The organism is Burkholderia anthinoferrum, assembly GCF_002925705.1.
GTDB lineage: Bacteria > Pseudomonadota > Gammaproteobacteria > Burkholderiales > Burkholderiaceae > Burkholderia > Burkholderia semiarida.
Genome location: NZ_LFZP01000057.1, coordinates 97,458 through 120,845, shown reverse-complemented (window position 1 = coordinate 120,845; position 23,388 = coordinate 97,458). Strand labels below are relative to the sequence as shown.

Sequence of the window (23,388 nt, the reverse complement as noted above, 5' to 3'; positions counted from 1 at the left end):
CGCGTCACGGTCAAAGCGCTTCGACCAGCAACCGCGTGCTCTTCTCGCAATACTCGTGACATGCCGCGCGCGCGGCGATCGATGCGCCGTGCACGAACCGCGGCGCGTCGGCCCGCCGCGACATCGACACGACGATCGACGGCGGCGACGGCTGCAGCGGCAGCTCGACGACTTCGCCGCTTTCGATCAGCGCGTCGACGAACAGCACCGGAATCGCGGCGACGCCGAAGCCGTCGCGCACCAGTTGCACGATCACCGAGATCGACGGCGACCCGGTGATGCGCGTCTCCGACAGCGGCACGCCGTGCGCGTGCGCGAGCGTGCGCACGATGTCTTCCAGCGCGCGATGGGGCGCGGTGCCGCGCCCGTAGGTGAGGATCGGCTGGCGCAGCACCTGCCGCGCGAGGCCCGTGCGCGTGTTCGGCAGCAGCCCGGCGCGCGCGATCCAGCGCACCGGGTAGTTCGCGAGCGCATCGCATACGACCGACGCCTCGTCGCTGCCCTCGACGCGGATGATCAGGTCGAGCTCGCCGGCCATCAGCCGGCGCTGCAGCACGACGCTGACGTCGACGGTCAGGTCGATCTCGAGCTGCGGATAGTCGGCCGCAAGCCGCCGCATGTAGTGCGGCAGCCAGCTGTGCACGACCGTCTCGATCACGCCGAGCCGCAGCTTGCCGCGCAGGGCGCTCTCGCCGGACGCGGCGGCCTGCAGCTCCTGCGTCGCCTCGACCACCGCTTTCGCATAGCCGAGCAGGTATTCGCCGTTCGGCGTGAGCCGGAATTCACGGCTGTCGCGGTCGACGAGTACCGTATGCAGTTCGTCCTCGAGCGCCTTCAGGCGCTGCGAGATCGCGGCCGGCGTCGCGTGCAGCGCAGCCGCGGTCGTGCGGAAGTTGCGCAGCTTCGCGAGCGTGACGAAGGTTTCGAGAAAACGCGTGTTCATGGTGGACGGGCGAGCAGTGGATGCGCAGCTTGCCGCCGACGAAAAATGAACGGGACCGGGGAAAACCCGCGGATACGTTAAGAAATTCTATACAGCGGGCGCAAAAAAACTCGTTGGCGACAAAATTTTTTCCTTTCTATTCTTTGCCGTATCCGATGACACACCACCGTCATCGCCACGTCATCCCGACCCGAGACCGATTCTCATGACGCCTTCCGAATTCCGCCAGTCCGTGCGCCGCGGCGCGTTCCGCGGCCCGACCGCCGGCCATTGCGGCCCATTTGCCCAGGCGAACCTGGCGATCCTGCCCGACGCGTACGCGCACGATTTCCTGCGCTTCTGCCAGGCCAACCCGAAGGCCTGCCCGCTGCTGGGCGTCGGCGAACCGGGTGCGTTCCGGATCGACGCGCTGGGCGAGGATCTCGACATCCGCACCGACGTGCCGAGCTACAACATATATAGGGACGGCCGCCTGACCGAGCGCGTCGAGTCGCTCGAAGCGCTGTGGCGCGACGATTTCGTCGTATTTGCGATCGGCTGCTCGTTCTCGTTCGAGGACATGCTCGCCCGCGAAGGCATCGGGCTGCGCCATGTCGAAGAAGGTCGCAACGTGCCGATGTACCGCACGTCGATCGCGAACCGCCGCGCGGGCATCTTCGGCGGCCAGCTGGTCGTGTCGATGCGGCCGCTGCGCGGCGCCGACGCCATTCGCGCGGTGCAGATCACGAGCCGGTTCCCCGGCGTGCACGGCGCGCCGATCCATATCGGCCACCCGCGGGAACTCGGCATCGAGGATCTGAACGCGCCCGAATTCGGCGACGCGGTGACGATTCGCGACGGCGAACTGCCGGTGTTCTGGGCGTGCGGCGTGACGCCGCAAACCGCGCTGATGGACGCGAAGCTGCCGATCGCGATCGCGCATACGCCCGGCCACATGCTGATGACCGACATCCCGAACGCGTCGCTGGCCGTGTTCTGACGCGGCCGGCATCCGGTACGCCACGCACATACGACACACCGCACCCCACGCCCTTTGACGGCGCACAACGACAGGAGCACCACCATGGAAAGCAAGACCTTCGCGGCGCCCGCCGCCGAGCCCGCGAGCCGCGCGCGCAGCGGCCTGTTCTCGTGGTACGCGGATGCGCAGCCGCGCGAGCGCCGCGCATTCTGGAGCTGCAAGGTCGGCTACATGCTCGACGGGATGGACACGCAGATGCTGTCGTTCGTGATCCCGACGCTCGTCGCGACCTGGGGCATCTCGCTCGCCGACGCAGGCTTCATCGGCACGGTCACGCTGCTCGCGTCGGCGCTCGGCGGCTGGATCGCCGGCATCCTGTCCGACCGCATCGGCCGCGTGCGCACGCTGCAGCTCACGGTGCTGTGGTTCGCGGTGTTCACCGCGCTGTGCGGGCTCGCGCAGAACTACCACCAACTGGTCGCGGCGCGGGCGCTGATGGGCTTCGGCTTCGGCGGCGAATGGACGGCCGGCGCGGTGCTGATCGGCGAGGTGATTCGCGCGCGCGACCGCGGCCGGGCCGTCGGCCTCGTGCAGTCGGGCTGGGCGATCGGCTGGGGGCTCTGCGCGCTGCTGTATGCGCTGCTGTTCTCGGTGCTGCCGGCCGAGCAGGCGTGGCGCGCGCTGTTCCTCGTCGGGCTCGCGCCCGCGCTGCTGGTCGTCGCGATCCGTCGCTACGTGAAGGAGCCCGACGTCTACGAGAAGGAAAAGGCCGCGCAGGCGAAAGTGGCCGACGCGCCGCGCCTCACCGAGATCTTCGCGCCGAAGCTGATCACGACGACGCTGCGCGCGGCGCTCCTGACGACCGGCGCGCAGGGCGGCTACTACGCGATCACGACGTGGTTGCCGACCTTCCTGAAGACCGAGCGGCATCTCACCGTGATGGGCACCGGCGGCTATCTCGCGATGATCATCTTCGGCTCGTGGGTCGGCTACCTGACGAGCGCGTACCTGACCGACCGCCTCGGCCGCAAGCCGAACTTCATCCTGTTCGCGGTCGGCTCGATGGTGATCGCATTCTCGTACACGTCGCTGAACCTGACCAACGCGTCGATGCTGTGGCTCGGCTTCCCGCTCGGCTTCTTCGCCTCGGGCATCTTCTCGGGGATGGGCGCGTTCCTCACCGAGCTGTTCCCGACCCGCGTGCGCGGCTCCGGCCAGGGCTTCTGCTACAACGTGGGCCGCGCGATCGGTGCGCTGTTCCCGTTCCTGATCGGCGCGCTGTCCAGGCAGTACGGGCTCGGCACGAGCATCGGCATCTTCGCGGTCGCCGCCTACGGCGTGGTGATCGTCGCCGCGCTGACGCTGCCCGAGACCCGCGGCCGCGAACTCGACGCCGCCTGACCGACGGCGGCGGCCGGCCGTTCGTTTTTCTTCCCCTTTCATCGACACCGTGACACGGCGCGCGACGCGCGCCGTGCGGCGGCGCTCGTCCCTCGAATCAACGACGCATCGACCCGACATCATGACCGATCGACACCTTTCCCCCGTTTCCTCCGACGCCGCACGCTGGCAATTCTGGATCGACCGCGGCGGCACGTTCACCGATATCGTCGCGCGCCGGCCGGACGGCACGCTCGTCACGCACAAGCTGCTGTCGGAGAACCCCGAGCAATACCGCGACGCGGCCGTGGCCGGCATCCGCCACCTGCTCGGCCTCGCGGCCGGCGAGCCGATCACGCCCGAGCGCGTCGACATGGTGAAGATGGGCACGACGGTCGCGACCAACGCGCTGCTCGAACGCAAGGGCGAGCGTACCGCGCTGGCGACGACGCGCGGCTTTCGCGACGTGCTGCGCATCGCGTACCAGAACCGGCCGCGCCTGTTCGATCTCGACATCGTGCTGCCCGACGCGCTGTACGAGACGGTCGTCGAGATCGACGAGCGCGTCGGCGCGCATGGCGACGTGGTCGTGCCGCTCGATGTTCAGGGTGCCGAAGCGTCGTTGCGCCGCGTGTTCGACAGCGGCGTGCGCGCGCTCGCGATCGTGCTGATCCACGGCTACCGCCATACCGCGCACGAACGCGCGCTGGCCGAACTCGCGCGCCGCATCGGCTTCACGCAGGTGTCGGTGTCGCACCAGGTGTCGCCGCTGATGAAGATGGTGTCGCGCGGCGACACGACCGTCGTCGACGCGTACCTGTCGCCGATCCTGCGCCGCTACGTCGAGCAGGTCGCGCACGAGATGCCGGGCGTGAACCTGCAGTTCATGCAGAGCAGTGGCGGGCTGACGCGCGCCGATGCGTTCCAGGGCAAGGACGCGATCCTGTCGGGCCCGGCCGGCGGCATCGTCGGGATGGTGCGCGCCGCCCGCGCGGCCGGCTTCGACCAGGTGATCGGCTTCGACATGGGCGGCACGTCGACCGACGTGTCGCACTACAACGGCGAATTCGAGCGCGTGTTCGAGACGCAGGTGGCCGGCGTGCGGATGCGCGCGCCGATGATGAGCATCCATACCGTCGCGGCGGGCGGCGGCTCCGTGCTCGGCTTCGACGGCGCGCGGCTGCGCGTCGGGCCCGAATCGGCCGGCGCGAACCCGGGGCCGGCCGCGTACCGGCGCGGCGGCCCGCTGACGGTGACCGACTGCAACGTGATGCTCGGCAAGATCCAGCCCGATCATTTCCCGCGCGTGTTCGGCCCGCAGGCGGACCAGCCGCTCGACCGCGACGGCGTGGTCGCGAAGTTCGCGGCGCTCGCCGACGAGATCCATGCGGCGACCGGGCGGCGCGAGACGCCCGAGGCGCTCGCCGAAGGGTTCCTGGAGATCGCGATCGGCAGCATGGCGAACGCGATCAAGAAGATTTCCGTGCAGCGCGGCCATGACGTATCGCGCTACGTGCTGACGACGTTCGGCGGCGCGGGCGGCCAGCATGCGTGCGGCGTGGCCGATGCGCTCGGGATGACGCAGGTGTTCGCGCATCCGCTCGCGGGCGTGCTGTCCGCGTACGGGATGGGGCTTGCCGACCAGACGGCCATGCGCGAGCGCGCGGTGGAAGCCGTGTTGTCCGACGAATCGCTGCCGGCGCTGAGCGCCGCGCTCGACCGGCTGGCCGACGAGGCCGTCGGCGCGCTGCTCGAACAGGGCGTGCCGCCGGAGCGGATCGTGACCGAACGGCGCGTGCACCTGCGCTACCAGGGCACCGATTCGGCGCTCGACGTACCGGCCGGCAGCGTCGCCGCGATGCAGCAGGCGTTCGAGGCCGCGTACCGGCAGCGCTACGCGTTCCTGATGCCCGGCACGCCGCTCGTGGCCGAGCTCGCGTCGGTCGAGGCGATCGGCCGCTCGGACGCGCCGGTCGATATCGCGCCGCTCGCACCGCGCGAGGCGGGCGCGGCGCCGCAAGCGCACGCGGCCGTGCGCTTTTATTCCGGCGGCCAGTGGCACGACGCGGCGCTGTACGTGCGCGACACGCTCCTCGCCGGCGACGCGATCGACGGCCCGGCGATCGTCGCGGAGCAGAACGGCACGACCGTGGTCGAGCCCGGCTGGCGCGCCGGGATGACCGCGCAGGGCAACCTCGTGCTGACGCGCACGACGCCGCTGCCGACGCGCCGCTCGCTCGGCACCGACGCCGACCCGGTGCGGCTCGAGATCTTCAACAACCTGTTCATGTCGATCGCCGAGCAGATGGGGCTGCGGCTGCAGAACACCGCGTACTCGGTAAACATCAAGGAGCGGCTCGACTTCTCGTGCGCGATCTTCGACGGCGACGGCAACCTGATCGCGAACGCGCCGCACATGCCCGTGCACCTCGGCTCGATGGGGGAGAGCATCCGCACCGTGATCGAGCGCAACCGCGGCCGCATGCGCGACGGCGACGTGTTCATGCTGAACGACCCGTACCACGGCGGCACGCACCTGCCGGACGTGACGGTCATCACGCCGGTGTTCGCGGACGGCTCGGACGCGCCGCTGTTCTACGTCGGCTCGCGCGGCCACCACGCGGACATCGGCGGCACGACGCCGGGCTCGATGCCGCCCGATTCGACCCATATCGACGAGGAAGGCGTGCTGATCGACAACTGGCAGCTCGTGTCGGCCGGCGTGCTGCGCGATGCCGAGACACGCGCGCTGCTGGCGTCGGGCCGCTACCCGGCGCGCAACGTCGAGCAGAACATGGCCGACCTGCGCGCGCAGGTCGCCGCGAACCAGAAGGGCGTCGACGAGCTGCGCCGGATGGTCGCGCAGTTCGGCCGCGACGTCGTGCTCGCGTTCATGGGGCACGTGCAGGACAACGCGGAAGAAGCCGTGCGGCGCGTGATCGGCGCGCTGCAGGACGGCGCGTACCGCTACCCGCTCGACAACGGCGCCCAGATTCGCGTCGCGATTCGCGTCGATCGCACGGCGCGGCGCGCGGAGATCGATTTCACCGGCACGTCCGCGCAGCTCGACAACAACTTCAACGCGCCGAAGGCCGTCTGCATGGCCGCCGTGCTGTACGTGTTCCGCACGCTGGTGGGCGACGACATCCCGCTGAACGCCGGCTGCCTGAAGCCGCTGACCGTGATCGTGCCCGCCCGCTCGATGCTGAACCCCGAGTATCCGGCGGCCGTCGTGTCGGGTAACGTCGAGACGTCGTCGGCGATCACCAACGCGCTGTACGGCGCGCTCGGCTGCGTCGCGTCGAGCCAGGGGACGATGAATAACTTCACATTCGGTAACGATCGCTACCAGTACTACGAGACGATCGCGGGCGGCAGCGGCGCGGGCGACGGCTTCGCGGGCGTCGGCGCGGTGCAGACGCACATGACGAACTCGCGGCTCACCGATCCGGAGGTGCTCGAATGGCGCTACCCGGTGCGGCTCGATTCGCACCGGATCCGCGCCGGCTCGGGCGGCGGCGGGCGCTGGCGCGGCGGCGACGGCGCGGTGCGGCGGATTCGCTTCCTCGAGCCGATGACGGCGTCGATCCTGTCGAACAACCGGATCCACGCGCCGTTCGGCGCGGCAGGCGGCGAGGCCGGCGCGCTCGGCCGCAACACGATCGAGCGGGCGGACGGCACCATCGAGACGCTCGATCACATCGGCCGCGCGCAGATGGCGCCGGGCGACGTGTTCGTCGTCGAAACGCCGGGCGGCGGCGGCTACGGCGCGGCAGGCTGAGCTGTGCACCCGGCGCGAACATCCCGCGCCGGGTGCGGGCGGCGGGTGGACGACATTGCAACGAACTGTGGAATAAAGCCGCGCATTCGCGCACAAATTGAATCAAAAATAGCAAAAAACCGGATCACGGCATCCGGGTCGACCTGGCCGCCCCGGCGTCGCCAAACGATCTGTCCCGATATTCTCGGATCGGCCGCGACCGCCCGCCCGTCGGGCCGCGCGGCGTGGCACGCGGCGCCCCGCACGCGCCGCGTCGCCCGCTCATTCGCACGCTGCCAATCATGAAAAATCCGGCTTGCCAATCGAGTCCCAATTCCTTGACACTCTGCTCTAAATGTGAGTGCCAATCCTCATCGTCATTTGATAAGATGGCTCTCATCATTCATTCGTAAGGCAGAACCTGCGCATCACGCGCGAACGCCGGTCGCATCAGCTGCAAACAAGTACGGGACGAGACTCGCCGTCACGGCAATCGCGTCCGCCCTGCCGGCCCGCGCACCGCGCGTCCCGGGAAGGCGGCCGGCCGGCTCGCCTCCGTCTACACTGTGCGTTTTTTCTGGATCGGGGCGTGTCCATGGATGACGAAAACGATAGCGCGGTGCTCGAGGCGCATGTCGGTACGCGCAGCCCCTGCTGGCGTCTCGGCAGCGACAGCAACGCGCTCGAACTCGCCGCGGTGCGCGGCCTGACCAACGTCGCGGTCGCGCTGACGGCCGAGCAGGCCGCGCGCATCCGCGCGCTGACCGGCGTCACGTCGCACCTCGTGCTCGACATCGTGCTGTTCGGCAGTCCGGTCAGCCTCCATCTCGTCGGCAGGAAGATCAACACGGTCGACTGGGCCGGCACGGCGTCCGCCTATTCCGATACCGAATCCGTCGCCGGCGATCTGTCGCACGGGCTCGCGTTCGCCGAGCAGGTGGTGTCGGAGGTCAATTCGCTCGTCGTGATCCTCGACCGCAACGGGATGGTGCAGCGCTTCAACCGCCTGTGCGAGGAAGTGACGGGCAAGCGCGAGGTCGACGTGATCGGCCGCAGCGCGTTCGAGCTGTTCATGAGCCCGGAGCAGGGCGCGCAGTCGCGCAGCAACATCACGGGCTTCTTCGCGAGCAACCAGCCGTTCGCGGTCGAGCGCTACATCAACACGGTCAACGGGCCGCGCCTGTTCCAGTTCCGCAACAAGTTCGTGCAGAGCGGCAGCGGCGTCGACGAGCAGTTCCTGATCTGCTCGGGCATCGACATCACCGAGGAGCGCAACGCGCAGCAGCGGCTCACCGAGCTCGCGAATACCGACGTGCTCACCGGGCTGCCGAACCGCCATGCGATCAGCGAGCGCATCCGCGCGGCGATCGCGGAGGAAGACGCCAATACGCGCGGCCAGGTCGGCATCCTGTTCCTCGATCTCGACAACTTCAAGCGCGTCAACGATCACTACGGGCACATCACCGGCGACCGGCTGCTGCAGGACGTGTCCGCGGTCATCGGCGGCTGCCTGCCGTCCGGCGCGACGCTCGCGCGGCTCGGCGGCGACGAGTTCCTGGTGCTGTTCGAGCACGGCACGCGGCCGCTGCTCGAGGCGACCGCGCAGATCATCCTCGAGCGGCTGCGCACGCCGATCCACCTCGGGCTGGTGGAGGTCTACACGAGCTGCTCGATCGGCATCGCGATGTATCCGCAGCACGGCGATTCGCTCGAGACGCTGATCCGCAGCGCCGATACCGCGATGTACGTCGCGAAGGAAGAAGGCAAGCATACGTACCGCGTGTTCTCGCTGGAGATGAACCAGAAGGTCGCGAAGTACATGTGGCTCGACACGAACCTGCGCAAGGCGCTCGAGGAAGAGCAGTTCGTGCTGCACTACCAGCCGGTCGTCGACATCGCGACGGGCGACGTGCACGGCGTCGAGGCGCTGATCCGCTGGCAGTCGCCCGATCGCGGGCTCGTCGCGCCGGTCGAGTTCATCCGTTTCGCGGAAGAGTCGGGGCTGATCGCGCCGCTCGGACGCTGGGTGATGCGCACCGCGGCCGCGCAGGCCGCCGCGTGGAAGGCGAAGGGGCTCGGCATCCGGATCGCGGTGAACGTGTCCGCGCGGCAGTTGCAGGACATGAACATCGTGCACCAGTTCGCATCGATTCTCGACGGCGCGGGGCTCAAGCCGAGCCTCGTCGACATCGAGCTCACCGAGAGCAGCTTCATCGAGGACGAAGAAGCGGCGATCGGGCTGATGCGGCAGTTCCGCCAGCTCGGCGCGGAAATCCACCTCGACGATTTCGGCACCGGCTATTCGTCGCTGTCGCAGTTGTCGCGCCTGCCGCTCGACGCGATCAAGCTCGACCGCACCTTCATCACGGCCATCGACCGCAATCCGCGCTCGCAGGCGCTGGTGCGCTCCGTCGTGTCGCTCGCGAAGGCGCTGAATTTCGCGGTGATCGCCGAAGGCGTCGAAACGCATGCGGAGGCCGAATTCCTCAAGCAGCTCGACGTCGATCACGCGCAGGGCTACTACTACGCGCGGCCGATGCCGGCGCAGGCGTTCGAGGCGTGGCTCGCGGAGACGAGGAAGCTCAGGCTGATCGCCTGAGCTTCGTTCCGGAAAAAGGCGCCGCCGACGGCCGGCGGCGCCGTCGCATTACACCGTGCGCAGCTTCGACACGCGCCGGTTCTGCAGCATCACCAGGCGTTCCATGTACGCGAGATCCTTCGGCTCGATCGTGAACGCCGCATCCACCCACGCTTCCGTGATGTCCATCAGCTCCGAACGCGACAACTGGAATACGCGTTCGCGCGCGCGCAGCATCGCGCGGACGCCGTTCAGCTTGGGCTTGGTCACGTCGATGAAGGTGCGCGTCGCCAGATACGCGTCACCGGCGTCGAACGTCTCGTCGATCAGCCCCTGGTCTTCGTACCACTCGGCCGCATGCGCCTCGCCGGTCGCGATCAGCGATTCCGCGAGGCCGCGGTTCGCCTTGCGCGCGACGAGCGAATAGCCGCCCATGCCCGGGAACAGGTTGAACGCGATCTCCGGGAACCCGAGTTTCACGCCCTTCTGCGCGAGCACGTAGTGATGCGCGAGCGCGGCCTCGAAGCCGCCGCCGAGCGCGCTGCCCTCGACCATCGCGATCGAGATCGCGCCGGTGCCGAAGCCGGTGTAGATCTCGTACACGCCGTCGATGCACGAGCGCGCGTAGGCCATCAGCTGATCGCGCCGGCCGCTGCGGATCGCGTCGACGAAGAAGCTCAGGTCGCCGCCGACGTTGAACAGCTCGGGGACGAGCGAGCCCGTCACCCAGAAGTCGAACGTGAGGCCCGAGTCGCGCGCGACGCGCGCGAGATGGATGATGTCGGTGACGAGTTGCTGGTTGAAACACGGCCGCGGCTCCGATCGCAGCATCATCCACATGACGTTCCGGCCTTCTTCGTAGAAGGCCGTCAGTTGCGAGAGTTCGCCGGCTTCGTAAAACGGGCGGCACGCCGGATGGGATTGGAGTTGCATGGTATGTCCTCGTGAGATGTGGTTTTTGAAGACCATCGCGCCCGGCGCCCTGCGGGAATCGGGTCGCCCGCCGGGCGCCAGGCGCGAGGCATCGCCATTGTTGCGCGCGCACAAATGTCGAAATGCGGGGAACAACGCACGAGCGGGACGCCGGTGCGGATCGCGTCCGGGCGACGGGGCGGGTGGCGGTGGATTGGGGATTAGGGGCCGAGATCGGCGGGGGACGGCGGCGCGAGCGGAGCGGCGCGCCGGCGATGAGGCGGCCGGCGTCGTCGGTCGCTTGCGCGCCGAATATGACGTCGGGACGTCGATCGACGGTTGCGGGTCGGGCCGATCGGTGTGGCGGCCCGCCGATTCGCCGTGAGCGATCGCGCAGCGCGCATGACCGTGCGGCGCCGATCGGTGTCGGGTGCCGCCGTTCGAGATGCGGCGCCGCCGGCAAGAGGCAGAACGGGATCACGCGCAGCCACGCGAACGCAATCACGAGGTCGCCGATTTTGAAATCGGTGTTGCTCCGCATGATGTCTGCTTCCCGATGGCGCGGCTTGACGCTCGCCGGCACGTCGCCCACACTGGGTCGCACGACGGCCACGCGTGAGGGTGGCGCGGGCGGCCGTCATGCGCGCGTCATGCGGGTCGGGCTGCCGTGCCGGCGCGCGGTGCTGACGCCCGGCAACGAACGCGCGGGAGCTTCGACGTGGTGCGTTTTCCTTCCCGATGGACCGGCTGCCTGCTCGCGTGCGCCATGGCGTTCGGCGCTGGGGCGGCCGCGGCCGACACGCGCGACTCACACGACACGCGCGATGCTCGCGACGCGGGCGATACGGCGCCCGTCACGCTCGTCAGCGACGTCCACGAATTCGTGATCCAGCGCGACGGCTCGCTCGACGAGCACGACGATTCGACGCTGCGCGCGAATGACGCGAACGGCATCGACGCGGTCGCGCAGCGCTACGTGTGGTTCGACAAGAATCTCGAGAAGGTGGAGTTGCTCGCGGCCGAGACGATCGACCGCGACGGCGTCGCGCACCCGGTCGGCGCGGACGGCATCCGCGACGTGCAGGAGCCGCGCTCGGCCGGCGCGCCGACGTTCCAGGACGGGCTGCTGCGCACCGTCGTGTTCCCCGGCGTCGAAGCCGGGTCGAGCACGCGCGTCGCGTTCCGCAAGACCCGCACGAAGCCCGTCAATCGCGGCTATTTCGGCTACACCGTCGAGCCGTCGCGCGAGCCGGTCGACAACCAGCGGCTGATCTTCGACGTGCCGGCCGACATGCCGCTGTACGCGGATGCGCGCGGCTACGTCGCGCTGCCGCCCGTCACGGCGAACGGCCGCACGCGCTACGAATTCGACTACCGGCACGGCGCGTACGATCGCATCGAGAGCGGCGCGGTCGGCTACCCGACCTACGGCGACCGGCTCGTCGTGTCGACGCTGCCCGACTACGCGGCGTTCGCCGCGCGCTACCGCAACGCGGCCGTCGATCCGGGCGCGAACGATCCGGCCGTCGTGCAACTGGCGCGTGCGCTCACGGCGGATGCCGTCGCTCCGCGCGACAAGGCGCGCATCCTGTACGACTGGGTGCAGGCGAACGTGCGCTACGTCGGGCTGTTTCTCGGCGAAACGGCCGCCGCGCCGCATCGCGTCGCCGACATCCTGCGCAACCGCTACGGCGACTGCAAGGATCACGTCGCGCTGTTCGGCGCGTTGCTCGCGGCGGTCGGCATTCGCAGCGAACCGGTGCTGATCAATCTCGGCGCCGTGTACACGCTGCCGTCGGTGCCCGGCTACGGCGCCGGCGCGATCAATCATGCGATCACGTGGCTGCCCGATCTCGGCCTCTACGCGGATACGACGACGGCCGGCATCGCGTTCGGCTACCTGCCGCCGATCGTGATGGACCGCCCCGCGCTGCTGGTCGATACGGGCGTGCTGTCGCGCACGCCGGCCACGCAGCCGCGCGGCCGCATCGCGCGGATCGCGATCGATGCCGCGCAGCCCGGCGCCGCGCGCGTTCAGGCCTATGTCGAGGACGACGGCTGGGCGGCCGAGCTCGAACGCAACCTGTTTCGCCGCGCGTCGCGCGAGCGCATCGCGCAACTCGCGAACGAGCGCCTGCGGCAAAGCGGCCTGCGCGGCCGCGCGCAACTGTCGACCAGCGACCGGCGCGTGTCGACAGGCCCGTTCGACGTGACGATTACCGGCACGCTCGATCATTTCGTGTGGCCTGACGGCACGACCGCGTTGCCCGTGCTGTCGAGCGTCACGGGCGGCATCGCGACACAGGTCGAGACGTGGCTGGCGGAGCCCGTGCGCACGCAGCCGTGGGGTTGCCTCGGCGGCACGTTCGACGAGACCGGCCAGATCGCGCTGCCGGCGGGCGTCGCCGTGACCGACCTGCCGGCCGATACGGCCGTGCACGACCGCTTCGTCGACTTCACGTCGCATTACGTGTTCGATGCGGCCGCGCGGGTCGTGCAGGTCACGCGGCGGATGAACGCCGATTTCGGCCGGCAGGTCTGTACGCCGGACGAATTCACGGCGCTGCGCGCGTCGCTCGAGCGCATCGAGCGCGACACGCAGGCGCAGATCGTCGTGCGGGCGAAGCAGCGTTGAGCGGCGCGGGCACGGCATTCGCTCCGAACGGGCGAATCACCGGAATCGCCGACGCGAAGGAGGACATCATGACGGAACGGGATCACGAGATCGCCGAACTCTCGAAGGAATTGTTGGGCAGGATCGTGCAGGGCACGGTCGCGACCGGCGCGGCAGTCGACGCGGAGCAGTGCGCGGCGCTCGCGGTGCGGTGCGCGACGGCGCTGGTCGACCGGCTCGACGCGTTGAAGTGACGCTCGCGGGCCCCCGTCCCCGCCGCCGCCGCCACCGGCGCCGCGCGTCGGCGCGTTACGCTTCGGCGTGCACGTTGCCGTCCGCGCGCACGGCGCCCGGCGGCTTGCCGACCACGCGCTTGAACGCACGGCTGAACGCGGCGAGCGAACCGTAGCCGAGCCGGTACGCGACGGCTTCGATCGTCTCGCGGTCGCGCGCGATCCATTGCGCGGCGAGCCGCATCCGCAGCTCGGTCAGGTAGCGCACGGGCGTCATCCCGGTGGCCGCGAGAAAACGCTCGGCGAATACCGAGCGCGACACGCCCGCTTCGGTCGCGAGCTCCGCGACGCTCCAGTTGCGGCCCGGGTCGCGATGCAGCGCGACGATCGCGCGGCCGAGCTTCGGCTCGCGCAGCGCCTGCACCCAGCCGGTCGCATCGCCGCATCCGCACTCGACCCAGCCGCGCACGATGAACGCCGCGACCACGTCCGCGAGCCGCGCGAGGATGCCCGCGAAGCCCGCGCGCGCCGTGCACGCCTCGCGCTCCATCGCGTCGAGCATCGGGCGGATCTCCGGGTAGCGCGCGAGCAGCGTGCCCACGTGCATGAACGCGGGCATCGTGCCGACGAGCGGCTGCATGCCGCCGAGGTCGAGTTCCATGCACGCGCTGAAGATCAGCGCATCGCCGGCGCCGGGTTCCGTCGTCGCGCAGGTCGGGGGCGACATGCCGGCCGACGCGACCGACGCCACCGTATCGCAGATCTTCCTGGCCTCGAAGCCGTTGATCTCGCGGCACGGCACATCCGGATCGGATACCAGCGCATGCATGCCGCCGTGCGGCAACAGGATCGCGTCGCCGGCCTCGAGCCGCATCGTCTCGCCCGACGCGTCGCGCAGCAGCACGGGCCCGCGCACGACGAAATGGAACTGCGCGCGGCCCGGCGCATGGCCGAAATTCAGCCCGAACGGCCGCGCGACCTGGATGCGGCGGTACTGGACGCCGCTCAGGCGCATCCCCAGCAGCAACTCGCTGACGAGGTCGTGCGCATCGGGAATCGGCGGCAGAAGGGGTTCGGACATCGTGAGATACGGACGATCGATCAACAGGAACGGATTGTACGTCATAGACCGTCCTGCCGCTGTTCCTTACGATACGCCCTCATCAGTACTTTCCCTAACCGACACGGAATCCCGCATGAATCCCGGAATCTCCCCGGCCGCCTCGACGGCGGCCCCCCGCGAACCGGCCTGGGGCGCGGTATTCGCGATGGCGCTCGGCGTGTTCGGGCTCGTCACGGCCGAATTCCTGCCGGCGAGCCTGCTCACGCCGATGGCCGAGAGCCTCGGCGTGACCGAAGGCGTGGCCGGGCAGGCCGTCACGGCCACCGCCACGGTCGCGCTCGTCACGAGCCTGCTGATCTCGGCGCTCACGCGCACGATCGACCGGCGGCGCGTGCTGCTCGTGTTTTCGGTGCTGCTCGTGGCGTCGAACCTCGCCGTCGCGTTCGCGCCGAACCTGGGCGTGCTGCTGTTCGGCCGCGTCGTGCTCGGCATCGCGCTCGGCGGCTTCTGGACGATGGCCACCGCCACCGCGATGCGGCTCGTGCCGACGGCGATGGTGCCCCGCGCGCTGTCGATCATCTTCAGCGGCGTGGCGGTCGCGACCATCGCGTCCGCGCCGATGGGCAGCTACTTCGGTCACCTGATCGGCTGGCGCAACGTGTTCCTGATCGCGGCCGTGCTCGGCGGCATCGCGTTCGTGTCGCAGCTTCTCACGCTGCCGTCGATGCCGCCGAGCGGCACGACGCGGCTGCGCACGCTGATCGACGTGCTGCGCCGGCCGACCGTCGGCCTCGGGATGTTCGCGACGATCCTCGTGTTCACCGGCCATTTCGCGTTCTTCACGTATCTGCGGCCGTTCCTCGAACAGGTGGCGGGCGTCGGCGTGAACGGGCTGTCGGCGATCCTGCTCGGCTACGGCATCGCGAACTTCGTCGGCACGTCGCTCGCGGGCCGCGTGCTCGAACACCGGCTGCGGCCGATGCTGATCGGCATGCCCGCGTTGATGGTCGTGCTCGGCATCGCGCTCGTCGCGCTCGGCCGTGCGCCGATGATCGACGCGGTGCTGGTCGCGTTGTGGGGGATGGCGTTCGGCGGCGTGCCGGTCGCGTGGTCGACGTGGGTCACGCGCACCGTGCCCGACGAGGCCGAGAGCGCGGGCGGGCTGATCGTCGCGGCGATCCAGCTCGCGATCGCGACGGGCGCCGCGGCCGGCGGCGTCGTGTTCGACGCGAACGGCGCGGCGGGCGTGTTCGTCGGCGCGGCGATCGTGCTGGCGGTGGCGGTCGCGACGATCGTCACCGGCGTGCCGAAGCGCGTCGGCGTGGCCGCGTCCTGACCGGCGTGGCGGCCCGCGTTGCACGGGCTGCCAGGCGGATTATCCGCGCGTCACGCGGCGTCGGCGCCCGCGATGCGGTCGAGTTCCGCGAGCGCGTCGGCCGGCAGATCGAGGTCGGCTGCCGCGAGATTCTCGCGCAGGTGCGCGACCGACGACGTGCCCGGAATCAGCAGCAGATTCGGCGCGCGGCGCAGCAGCCATGCAAGCGCGACCTGCATCGGCGTCGCGCCGATGCGCGCGGCCACGCCGGACAGCGTCGACGACTGCAGCGGCGAGAAGCCGCCGAGCGGGAAGTACGGCACGTATGCGATGCCGTCGCGGGCGAGCGCGTCGATCAGCGCATCGTCGCCCCGGTGCGCGATGTTGTAGTGGTTCTGCACGCAGACGATGTCGCAGATCCGCCGGCCTTGCGCGACCTGCGCGGGCGTGACGTTGCTCAGGCCGATGTGCCGCACGAGCCCGCGCCGCTGCAGCTCGGCGAGCGTGGCCAGCGGCGCCTCGATCGATCCTTCGGCCGGCCCGTGCGTGTCGAACATGATGCGCAGGTTCACGACGTCGAGCACGTCGAGCCCAAGGTTGCGCAGGTTGTCGTGCACGGCCCGTTCGAGTTCGTCGGGCGCGAAGGCGGGCAGCCACGACGCGTCGTCGCCGCGTCGCGCGCCGATCTTGGTGACGATCACGAGATCGTCGCGATACGGATGCAACGCGTCGCGAATCAGCCGGTTCGTCACGTGCGGGCCGTAGAAGTCGCTGGTGTCGAGATGGTCGACGCCGGATTCGACGGCTTCGCGCAACACGTTCAATGCGGCTTCGCGATCTTTCGGCGGGCCGAATACACCGGGGCCTGCAAGCTGCATCGCGCCGTAGCCGATTCGTCTGACGGGGCGATCGCCGAGCCTGAAGGTGGCGATGTGGCGAATATCGGGCATGACCTTACTCCTGTCGAAGAGATGAATGCGTTCAGCATAAGGACGAGTCGGCTGCGCGATAAGCGGGCATAATTCGCACGGGTTGTACGAAAAAGCGAACAATGCAAACCGATCTGGGCGATCTGAACGCATTCATGGCCGTCGCACGCGCGAGCGGATTCCGCGACGCCGCACGCATGACGGGCCTCAGCGCGTCGGGGCTGAGCGAGGCCGTGCGCCGGCTGGAAGCGCGGCTCGGCGTGCGGCTGCTGCACCGCACGACGCGCAGCGTCGTGCCCACCGAGGCCGGCGAGCGCCTGCTCGCGCGTCTCGAGCCCGCACTGACCGAAGTGGCGGCCGCGCTCGACGGTATCGATGAATTCCGCGGCCGACCGGCCGGCACGCTGAAACTCAACGTGCCGGTCAGCGCGTCGCGGCTCGTGTTGCCGGCGATCGTGCCGCGCTTTCTCGATGCGTATCCGGACATCCGGCTGGAAGTGACTGCCGACGAAAATTTCGTCGACGTGCTCGCGGCCGGATGCGACGCGGGCATCCGCTACGACGAACGGCTCGAACAGGACATGATCGCGGTGCCGATCGGCCCGCGCATCCAGCGGTTCGCGACCGCGGCGGCGCCCGGCTATCTCGACCGGCACGGCCGGCCGCGGCATCCGCGCGACCTGCTCGCCCATCGGTGCCTGCGCGGGCGCTTCGCGAGCGGCGCGATGCCGCCGTGGGAGTTCGAGCGCGACGGCGAGGTCGTGCGGGTCGAGCCGGCCGCCGGGCCGCTGCTGGTCCAGATCGGCGGGGCGACGGAGCTGCTGGTCGACGCGGCGATCGCCGGGACGGGCATCGTGCATCTGTTCGAAGACTGGCTGCGTCCGCATCTCGACAGCGGCGCGCTCGAACCCGTGCTCGATCCGTGGTGGCGGCCGTTTTCGGGGCCGTTTCTGTATTATCCGGGGCGGCGTCTCGTGCCGCCGGCGCTACGCGCGTTCATCGATTTCATCAAGGCATCCTGAGCGTTCGACCGCGCCCCCGGGGCGTGCGCGCCCAGCGGGCCGCGTGCCATCGCCGCTCATGGGGCCGGCCGATGCGCGATGCACGCGCTGCAGCAAGCGGCGCGACGGCCGAAGCGCGGGAGCGGGCGTGCCGCGCCGCCCCCGCGGATCCGTCAGCCGCCTTGCCTGACCAGCGCCGCCAGCGTCTTCATCGCCTGCAGATACGGATACGGCCCGTGGCTGATGCGCGCCACGCCGTAATCGGCGAGCTCCGCGAGCGTCGGCGTTTCCGACACGCGCATCACGTTCACCGGCAGAGGCGACGCGGCCGTCAGCGCGCGAATGAGCGCCGGCGCGCGCAGGCCCGGCACGAACAGGCCGTCGGCGCCGGCCGCCGCATAAGCGCGCGCACGGGCCAGCGTCGCGTCGAGCAATCGTTCGTCGTGCGTATCGGCTGACGCCTTGAAGAACACGTCGGTGCGCGCGTTGATGAAGTAGTCGGCGCCCGCGCGATCGGCCGCCTGCCGGGCTGCCGCGAGACGGGCCGCCGCTTCGTCGGCGTCGCGCAGTTCGCCCGTCGCCGGAAAACTGTCTTCGAGATTGCAGCCGATCGCGCCGGCCCGGATGCTGAGCGCGATCGTTTCGGCGACATCCTCCGGCCGCTCGCCGTAGCCGCTTTCGAGGTCGACGGTGACGGGTAGCGCCGTCGCGCGCGTGATCCGCTCCAGCACGTCCATCATCAGCGCGCGCGGCATCTGCTCGCCGTCGACGAAGCCGTTGGCTGCCGCGACCGACCAACTGCCGGTGGCCAGCGCGACGGCGCCGGCATCGGCCGCCGTGCGCGCGCTGCCGGCGTCCCACACGTTGAACAGCACCAGCGGCTGGCCCGCGCGGTGAAGCGACCGGAAAGCCGCGCCTTTCTCGTTGTTGCCCATGCTCGTCTCCTTGTGAATACCGGATCGGTTGTCGTGCCGAGCGATATTGCCACCGAATCGGGCGGTGCGACGCGTGCCGGCAATGTCTGCTGACAGCGCGTGGCAGGAAGTAGGCATGAGCGCCGCGCGGCGATCCGCGCGCCGGCTCAGCCGCGCGAACCCGGATCGATCGACAGCGTGCGCAACTGGCCGCGCAGCTGGTCGACTTCGCCGGGCGCGAACGGCCGCTCGATCTCGGCATGCGTCTGCCGCCACAGCGGGAACGCTTCGGCCAGCAGGTCGTGCCCGGCCGGCGTCAGTTCGAGCAGGCGGCTGCGCCGATCGTCCGGATCCTGCACGATCGTGACGAGGCCGCGCCGCTCGAGCGGCTTGAGCGCCGCGGTGAGCGTGGTGCGGTCCATCGCGAGCAGCGACGCGACCGATTTCATCGAGGCCGGTTGCGGCCGGTTCAACGACATCAGCAGCGAAAACTGGCCGTTGGTAAGGTCGAGCGGGCGCAGCACATCGTCGAAGATGCGCGCCAGATTGCGCGCCGCGCGCTGCATGTGCAGGCACAGGCAGCAATCGCGCACCATCAGCGTCGTCTCGAAGGGAAGCTTTTCTTTTCGTGCCATGTTGCAATTGTGTTGATATCAACCTATCTTGTCAAGATCGAGGCGCGGCAACCCGCCGTGTCCGTCATCGGAGGGGAAGGCATGAGTGCGCAACAACAGTTGTATCTCGCCGTATTTCTCGGGACCCAGGATAGCCCGGCGATGAAGGCATGGCTCGCGCTGCCGGATGAAGAACGGCGCACGCGCGAGCGCGACGGCATCGCCGCATGGCATGCGTGGGTCGAGCGGCATCGCGACGCGATCGTCGAGCTCGGCGGGCCGCTCGGCAAGACCAAGGCCATCGATGCAGGCGGCATCCGCGACACGGCCAATGCGTTGACCGGCTTTACCGTCGTGCGCGCGGCGTCGCACGACGCGGCCGCCGCGCTGTTCGAAGGTCATCCGCATTTCACGCTGTTCCCGGGCGTGTCGGTCGACGTGATGCCGGTGCTGGCGATTCCCGGCGCATGAGCGACGCGTGACGCCGGGCGCTGCGTGTCGCCAGGTTCGATGCGCGCGGCCCGGATGCAGAGGTTTTCACGACATTCTGGATGGAGACTCGCGATGAAGCTTTACGGATTTGCCGGCACCCGCTCGCAACGCGCGCTGTGGGGGCTGAAGGAACTGGATGCGGACTTCGAATTCGTGTCGGTCAACCTCCTCGAGGGCGAGCACAAGCGGCCCGAATTCCTGCGCCTCAATCCGGCCGGCAAGGTGCCCGTGCTGGTGGACGGCGACCTCGTGATTCCCGAATCGGCCGCGATCGTGCTGTATCTCGCCGACAAGTATCCGGAGAAGGCGCTGTTGCCCGTCGATCCGGCGCTGCGGGCGCAGGCCTATCGGTGGATCATGTTCGCGGTGACGGAGCTCGAGCAGCCGCTGTGGCGGATCACGCGGCATACGTTCCTCTATCCGCCGGAGAAGCGCTCGCCGGCCGATATCGAACTCGCGCGCGAGGATTTCACGACGATGGCCGCGATTCTCGACACGCATCTCGAAGGGCGCGCGTTCATCGTCGGCGATACGCTGACAGTGGCCGATTGCGTGACGGCCTATCTGATCGACTGGGCGAGCGAATGCCACCTGATCGAGCCGTTCCCGCAATTGCGCGCGTATCTCGAACGGCTGTATGCGCGGCCGAAGGCGCCGCAGCGGATCGCGGAGGCGAGGAAGGCGGCGTGAAATGGTGGTCGGTCACGTCGACGTGATCGGCCACGAACATTGTTGCAGACCGTTGCCATTCGCTGGACGAGAACCCGGCCATCCTTTATCTCTTCAGCTTCCGAGAAAAAACGCGGTTGCTGAGAGAGAAGCATGGCCCGAGGACGAGATACGCAACGCGCATTCGCGCAGTGGATAACCGGTCGGCAGTCGTATTTCCTGGAGGTGCCCGGCGCACCCGCGACGCCGGATCTGTCGATCATGTCGTTCGTGCTCGACGAGCGGCTGGGCGAGCCTTATCGGATCGAAGTGACGCTGACGAGCCCGGTTTCGCTCGCACGCGCCGATTACCTCAATCGCCCCGCCATCTTTACGATCGAGCCCCCCGGCACGAATGCCGCGACGGGCGTGGTGCGTCGATTCGCCGGCTGCATCACCGCGTTCGGTCAGATCCGCAAGACGCGCGATTTCGTGTCGTACAGGATCGTCGTCGAGCCGTTCGTCGCCCGTTTGCGCCTCGTGGAGGCGACCCGCATTTATCAGCAACAGTCCGTGCCCGAAATCGTCGAATCGATCCTCAGGCGGCACGAATTCCGCGCGCACCAGTTTTCATTCAAGCTGCGGCGCGCGTATCCGCGTCTTGCGTTTCGCATGCAGTACCGGATGTCCGACTGGGATTACATCCGCCTGCTGATGGAACAAACCGGATTATTCTGTTTTTTCCGCGCGGGACAGCATGGCGACGAACTGCATTTCGGCGATGATGTCGATGCCTATTCGTATCGTCCGCAAGTCGTCATTCCGTACCGCGAAGCAAGCGGCCTGGAAAGTGGTCACGAGGCCGTGCTTTCGCTCGAATCGTTAAGCGAAACGATTCCTCGTTCGATCAAGGTCGCCGATTACAACCCCGAGAAGGCTGACGACCGATTCAACGCCGAGGCGACCATCGCACGCGACGATCCGACGACATGGGGGGCGAGCTACGTCTATGGCACTCACCATGCCGACGGCGACGAAGCCCGGCGTGAAGCGCAATTGCGCCGCGACGCGGCGCTTGCATGGCAGGTCACGTATTCGGGCAAGAGTTCGGTTGTCGACTTCGCGCCGGGCCTTGTCGCGAAGCTCGACGAGCAACCGGCCGACGCGCCGCACGGGATCGTGATCGTGTCGGTGCGTCATGCGGGCGGCCGGGATGCGTCGTATATCAATACGTTCGACGCGATTCCGTGCGGCCGGCCGTTTCGACTGAAACTCGACGAGCACCGCTGGCCTGCGATTGCGGGCACGTTGCCGGCACGGGTCACGACTCCGGGCGCTTCGCCGTATGCGCACCTGACGAGCGACGGCTGTTACACCGTGCGCTTCGATTTCGATTTCGACACATGGCCTGCCGGCGGCGAGTGTGTGCCGCTGCGCCTCGCCAAGCCCTTCGCAGGCAGCCATCAGACGGGATTCCACTTTCCGCTGCTGGCCGATACCGAAGTCGCGGTCGCATTTGCCGGCGGCAACCCGAACCGGCCGTATATCGCGCATGCGCACCATCACAGTCAGGCCGTCGACCTGGTCACGAGCCGGGATAGCTTCAACACGCGCAACGTGATTCGCACGCGAGCGAACAACAAGCTTCGCTTCGAGGATCGGAAGGGGCGCGAAAGCATCAAGCTGTCGACGGATTACGGTGGAAAGACGCAGGTCAACCTCGGGCATTTCGTCGACAGCCGACAGCAGACGCGTGGTGAAGGGTTCGAGGTCAGGACCGATGAGCGCGGCGCGCTGCGCGCCGGCAAGGGACTGTTCCTGTCGGCCGATGCGCAATCGAGTGCGGGCGGGCACGCTTTCGACATGACGGTCGCGCGGCGGCAACTCGACGCGGCGCGATCCCGCATGCGCCGTCTGAGCGACGCGGTCGAGAAGGCGCGAGCGACGATGGCGGCCTGCGAAGCGCAGCAGGCGTTGCTCGAAGCGCAGGTTCGTGATCTCGAGGCTGCCGTGCTGCTCGCATCCGCACCGCACGGGGTTGCCGTGACCAGTGGAGAACACATGCAATTGGCGGCTGACGGACATCTTTTCACGACGACGGGCGGCAACGCCGATGCGGCGATCGGCGGCAACTATACGGTTGCAGCGGGCAATGCGGTGTCGCTGTATGCGAATGCGCATGGAATGAAGCTATACGCGGGCGCGGGCAAGGTCGACGTTCAGGCGCAAGCGGATGCGCTCGAACTGACGGCGCTAAAGGGCGTGACGATCGCGAGCACGTCGGATGCGGTGACGCTGAATGCGCAGAAGGCGCTGGTGCTGATGTGCGGCGGCGCCTATATCAAGCTCGAAGGCGGGGCAGTGGAGATCGGCAGTGCGGGCGAGATCCGGTTGCGTGGGCCGGTGAGTGCCGGGCCGTCCGCGACCCGTCGGCAGGCGTTGCCGCTGATGCCGGCACAGGAGCGAACCGGCATGAAGCTCTGGCATGCATATCCGAATGGGGAGCCGGTCAGGAACGCAAAGTATCGCGTGACGTTCCCGGACGGTTCGTGGCGCGAAGGCCGGCTCGATGCCGACGGCCGGGGCACGGTGGCGGATGTGCCGCGCGGCGGTGGCTCGGTCCAGTATTTCGAGGAAGACCACGATCTTCAGGACACCGCGCGCAAGTGGAGCGATCCGCAAGGGACGCCGCCATTTTCGCCGGCGAGCGGGGATGCCGGCCACGCGGTACCGAGTCTCGTCGGGGCGTCGATGACGGCCGCGATTCCCGTAGCGGAGTCGGCCGGGCAAGCGCTCGGGGCGGCCGCGCTCGTCAGGGAAGCAGCATCGGGCGGGGCGGCGAACGTCGCGAACGGCGATGCCGCTGCGCTTGCCCGGGCCTCGCTCGACGCTGTCGGCAAGCCAGTCGCGAATTCCACAAGCAATCACGTGGCGGCTTCGATGCCCGGCGCCGCCCCCGGTCTCGTCAAAACCACCGTGTCGCGCTGATCGCGCGCGGTGTTCGCTTCCTATTCGAAACAGATAACAATTT

At 68.7% G+C, this 23,388-nt stretch carries 17 protein-coding genes; 11 read left to right on the top strand and 6 right to left on the bottom strand.

Features of this window, described 5'->3' with window-relative positions; translation table 11 throughout:
• Positions 1 to 10 precede the first annotated feature (10 nt).
• Positions 11 to 943, bottom strand: a complete 933-nt coding sequence (locus C5F75_RS27825) for a LysR family transcriptional regulator (protein ID WP_059579973.1) — start codon at positions 941 to 943, stop codon at positions 11 to 13.
• Between the two features lie 205 nt (positions 944 to 1,148).
• Between C5F75_RS27825 and C5F75_RS27815 the strand changes: the two genes are divergently transcribed.
• From C5F75_RS27815 to pdeR, 4 genes are all read left to right on the top strand, one after another.
• Entirely contained in the window at positions 1,149 to 1,922 is a 774-nt protein-coding gene (locus C5F75_RS27815; protein WP_059640380.1) for a putative hydro-lyase, read from the top strand.
• A gap of 84 nt (positions 1,923 to 2,006) precedes the next feature.
• Entirely contained in the window at positions 2,007 to 3,305 is a 1,299-nt protein-coding gene (locus tag C5F75_RS27810) for an MFS transporter (RefSeq protein ID WP_059640378.1), read from the top strand.
• Between the two features lie 121 nt (positions 3,306 to 3,426).
• Entirely contained in the window at positions 3,427 to 7,065 is a 3,639-nt protein-coding gene (locus tag C5F75_RS27805; protein ID WP_104013027.1) for a hydantoinase B/oxoprolinase family protein, read from the top strand.
• Positions 7,066 to 7,639: 574 nt separating this feature from the next.
• On the top strand, positions 7,640 to 9,643 hold the full coding sequence (gene pdeR, locus C5F75_RS27800; RefSeq protein ID WP_060315859.1) for a cyclic di-GMP phosphodiesterase: 2,004 nt from the start codon (positions 7,640 to 7,642) through the stop codon (positions 9,641 to 9,643).
• Positions 9,644 to 9,691: 48 nt separating this feature from the next.
• On the opposite strand, the gene C5F75_RS27795 is transcribed toward pdeR, so the two are convergent.
• Positions 9,692 to 10,555, bottom strand: coding sequence for a crotonase/enoyl-CoA hydratase family protein (locus C5F75_RS27795; protein ID WP_104013026.1), 864 nt, complete (start codon positions 10,553 to 10,555; stop codon positions 9,692 to 9,694).
• A 697-nt stretch (positions 10,556 to 11,252) separates the two neighbouring features.
• Here C5F75_RS27795 and C5F75_RS27790 point away from each other — a divergent pair.
• Entirely contained in the window at positions 11,253 to 13,169 is a 1,917-nt protein-coding gene (locus tag C5F75_RS27790; RefSeq protein ID WP_104013025.1) for a DUF3857 domain-containing protein, read from the top strand.
• A 68-nt stretch (positions 13,170 to 13,237) separates the two neighbouring features.
• Positions 13,238 to 13,402: a hypothetical protein gene (locus C5F75_RS36930; RefSeq protein ID WP_180278226.1), complete on the top strand. Its 165-nt coding sequence runs from the start codon at positions 13,238 to 13,240 to the stop codon at positions 13,400 to 13,402.
• A gap of 55 nt (positions 13,403 to 13,457) precedes the next feature.
• Here the strand turns inward: C5F75_RS36930 and C5F75_RS27780 are convergent, their stop codons facing one another.
• Positions 13,458 to 14,507, bottom strand: coding sequence for an AraC family transcriptional regulator (locus C5F75_RS27780; protein WP_060315850.1), 1,050 nt, complete (start codon positions 14,505 to 14,507; stop codon positions 13,458 to 13,460).
• A gap of 70 nt (positions 14,508 to 14,577) precedes the next feature.
• Here C5F75_RS27780 and C5F75_RS27775 point away from each other — a divergent pair, with 70 nt between their 5' ends.
• A complete protein-coding gene (locus tag C5F75_RS27775) occupies positions 14,578 to 15,780 on the top strand; it encodes an MFS transporter (RefSeq protein WP_060010326.1) in 1,203 nt (400 codons plus the stop codon).
• Between the two features lie 50 nt (positions 15,781 to 15,830).
• Here the strand turns inward: C5F75_RS27775 and C5F75_RS27770 are convergent, their stop codons facing one another.
• Positions 15,831 to 16,709 carry an aldo/keto reductase family oxidoreductase gene (locus tag C5F75_RS27770; protein WP_059640367.1) on the bottom strand — a complete coding sequence of 293 codons (879 nt, stop codon included), beginning with the start codon at positions 16,707 to 16,709 and terminating at the stop codon, positions 15,831 to 15,833.
• 101 nt (positions 16,710 to 16,810) lie between these two features.
• Between C5F75_RS27770 and C5F75_RS27765 the strand changes: the two genes are divergently transcribed.
• Positions 16,811 to 17,710 carry a LysR family transcriptional regulator gene (locus C5F75_RS27765; protein WP_059580001.1) on the top strand — a complete coding sequence of 300 codons (900 nt, stop codon included), beginning with the start codon at positions 16,811 to 16,813 and terminating at the stop codon, positions 17,708 to 17,710.
• A gap of 152 nt (positions 17,711 to 17,862) precedes the next feature.
• Here the strand turns inward: C5F75_RS27765 and C5F75_RS27760 are convergent, their stop codons facing one another.
• Both C5F75_RS27760 and C5F75_RS27755 read right to left on the bottom strand, forming a co-directional pair.
• Positions 17,863 to 18,624, bottom strand: a complete 762-nt coding sequence (locus C5F75_RS27760) for an isocitrate lyase/PEP mutase family protein (RefSeq protein ID WP_059640365.1) — start codon at positions 18,622 to 18,624, stop codon at positions 17,863 to 17,865.
• Between the two features lie 146 nt (positions 18,625 to 18,770).
• Positions 18,771 to 19,238: a MarR family winged helix-turn-helix transcriptional regulator gene (locus C5F75_RS27755; protein WP_104013024.1), complete on the bottom strand. Its 468-nt coding sequence runs from the start codon at positions 19,236 to 19,238 to the stop codon at positions 18,771 to 18,773.
• Positions 19,239 to 19,319: 81 nt separating this feature from the next.
• Between C5F75_RS27755 and C5F75_RS27750 the strand changes: the two genes are divergently transcribed.
• The 3 genes from C5F75_RS27750 (at position 19,320) to C5F75_RS27740 (ending at position 23,345) form a co-directional block, all read left to right on the top strand.
• A complete protein-coding gene (locus tag C5F75_RS27750; protein ID WP_059580008.1) occupies positions 19,320 to 19,688 on the top strand; it encodes a YciI family protein in 369 nt (122 codons plus the stop codon).
• A 93-nt stretch (positions 19,689 to 19,781) separates the two neighbouring features.
• Positions 19,782 to 20,399 (top strand): glutathione S-transferase family protein, encoded by a 618-nt coding sequence (locus C5F75_RS27745; RefSeq protein ID WP_059580010.1) that lies wholly within the window; start codon positions 19,782 to 19,784, stop codon positions 20,397 to 20,399.
• 132 nt (positions 20,400 to 20,531) lie between these two features.
• Positions 20,532 to 23,345, top strand: coding sequence for a type VI secretion system Vgr family protein (locus C5F75_RS27740; protein WP_258048605.1), 2,814 nt, complete (start codon positions 20,532 to 20,534; stop codon positions 23,343 to 23,345).
• Positions 23,346 to 23,388 lie beyond the last annotated feature (43 nt).

Bases quoted from the DNA above. Each gene is read 5' to 3' on its own strand.
- C5F75_RS27825 (WP_059579973.1), bottom strand. From the start codon at position 943: ATGAACACGCGTTTTCTCGAAACCTTCGTCACGCTCGCGAAGCTGCGC.
- C5F75_RS27815 (WP_059640380.1), top strand. From the start codon at position 1,149: ATGACGCCTTCCGAATTCCGCCAGTCCGTGCGCCGCGGCGCGTTCCGC.
- C5F75_RS27810 (WP_059640378.1), top strand. From the start codon at position 2,007: ATGGAAAGCAAGACCTTCGCGGCGCCCGCCGCCGAGCCCGCGAGCCGC.
- C5F75_RS27805 (WP_104013027.1), top strand. From the start codon at position 3,427: ATGACCGATCGACACCTTTCCCCCGTTTCCTCCGACGCCGCACGCTGG.
- pdeR (WP_060315859.1), top strand. From the start codon at position 7,640: ATGGATGACGAAAACGATAGCGCGGTGCTCGAGGCGCATGTCGGTACG.
- C5F75_RS27795 (WP_104013026.1), bottom strand. From the start codon at position 10,555: ATGCAACTCCAATCCCATCCGGCGTGCCGCCCGTTTTACGAAGCCGGC.
- C5F75_RS36930 (WP_180278226.1), top strand. From the start codon at position 13,238: ATGACGGAACGGGATCACGAGATCGCCGAACTCTCGAAGGAATTGTTG.
- C5F75_RS27780 (WP_060315850.1), bottom strand. From the start codon at position 14,507: ATGACGTACAATCCGTTCCTGTTGATCGATCGTCCGTATCTCACGATG.
- C5F75_RS27775 (WP_060010326.1), top strand. From the start codon at position 14,578: ATGAATCCCGGAATCTCCCCGGCCGCCTCGACGGCGGCCCCCCGCGAA.
- C5F75_RS27770 (WP_059640367.1), bottom strand. From the start codon at position 16,709: ATGCCCGATATTCGCCACATCGCCACCTTCAGGCTCGGCGATCGCCCC.
- C5F75_RS27765 (WP_059580001.1), top strand. From the start codon at position 16,811: ATGCAAACCGATCTGGGCGATCTGAACGCATTCATGGCCGTCGCACGC.
- C5F75_RS27760 (WP_059640365.1), bottom strand. From the start codon at position 18,624: ATGGGCAACAACGAGAAAGGCGCGGCTTTCCGGTCGCTTCACCGCGCG.
- C5F75_RS27755 (WP_104013024.1), bottom strand. From the start codon at position 19,238: ATGGCACGAAAAGAAAAGCTTCCCTTCGAGACGACGCTGATGGTGCGC.
- C5F75_RS27750 (WP_059580008.1), top strand. From the start codon at position 19,320: ATGAGTGCGCAACAACAGTTGTATCTCGCCGTATTTCTCGGGACCCAG.
- C5F75_RS27745 (WP_059580010.1), top strand. From the start codon at position 19,782: ATGAAGCTTTACGGATTTGCCGGCACCCGCTCGCAACGCGCGCTGTGG.
- C5F75_RS27740 (WP_258048605.1), top strand. From the start codon at position 20,532: ATGGCCCGAGGACGAGATACGCAACGCGCATTCGCGCAGTGGATAACC.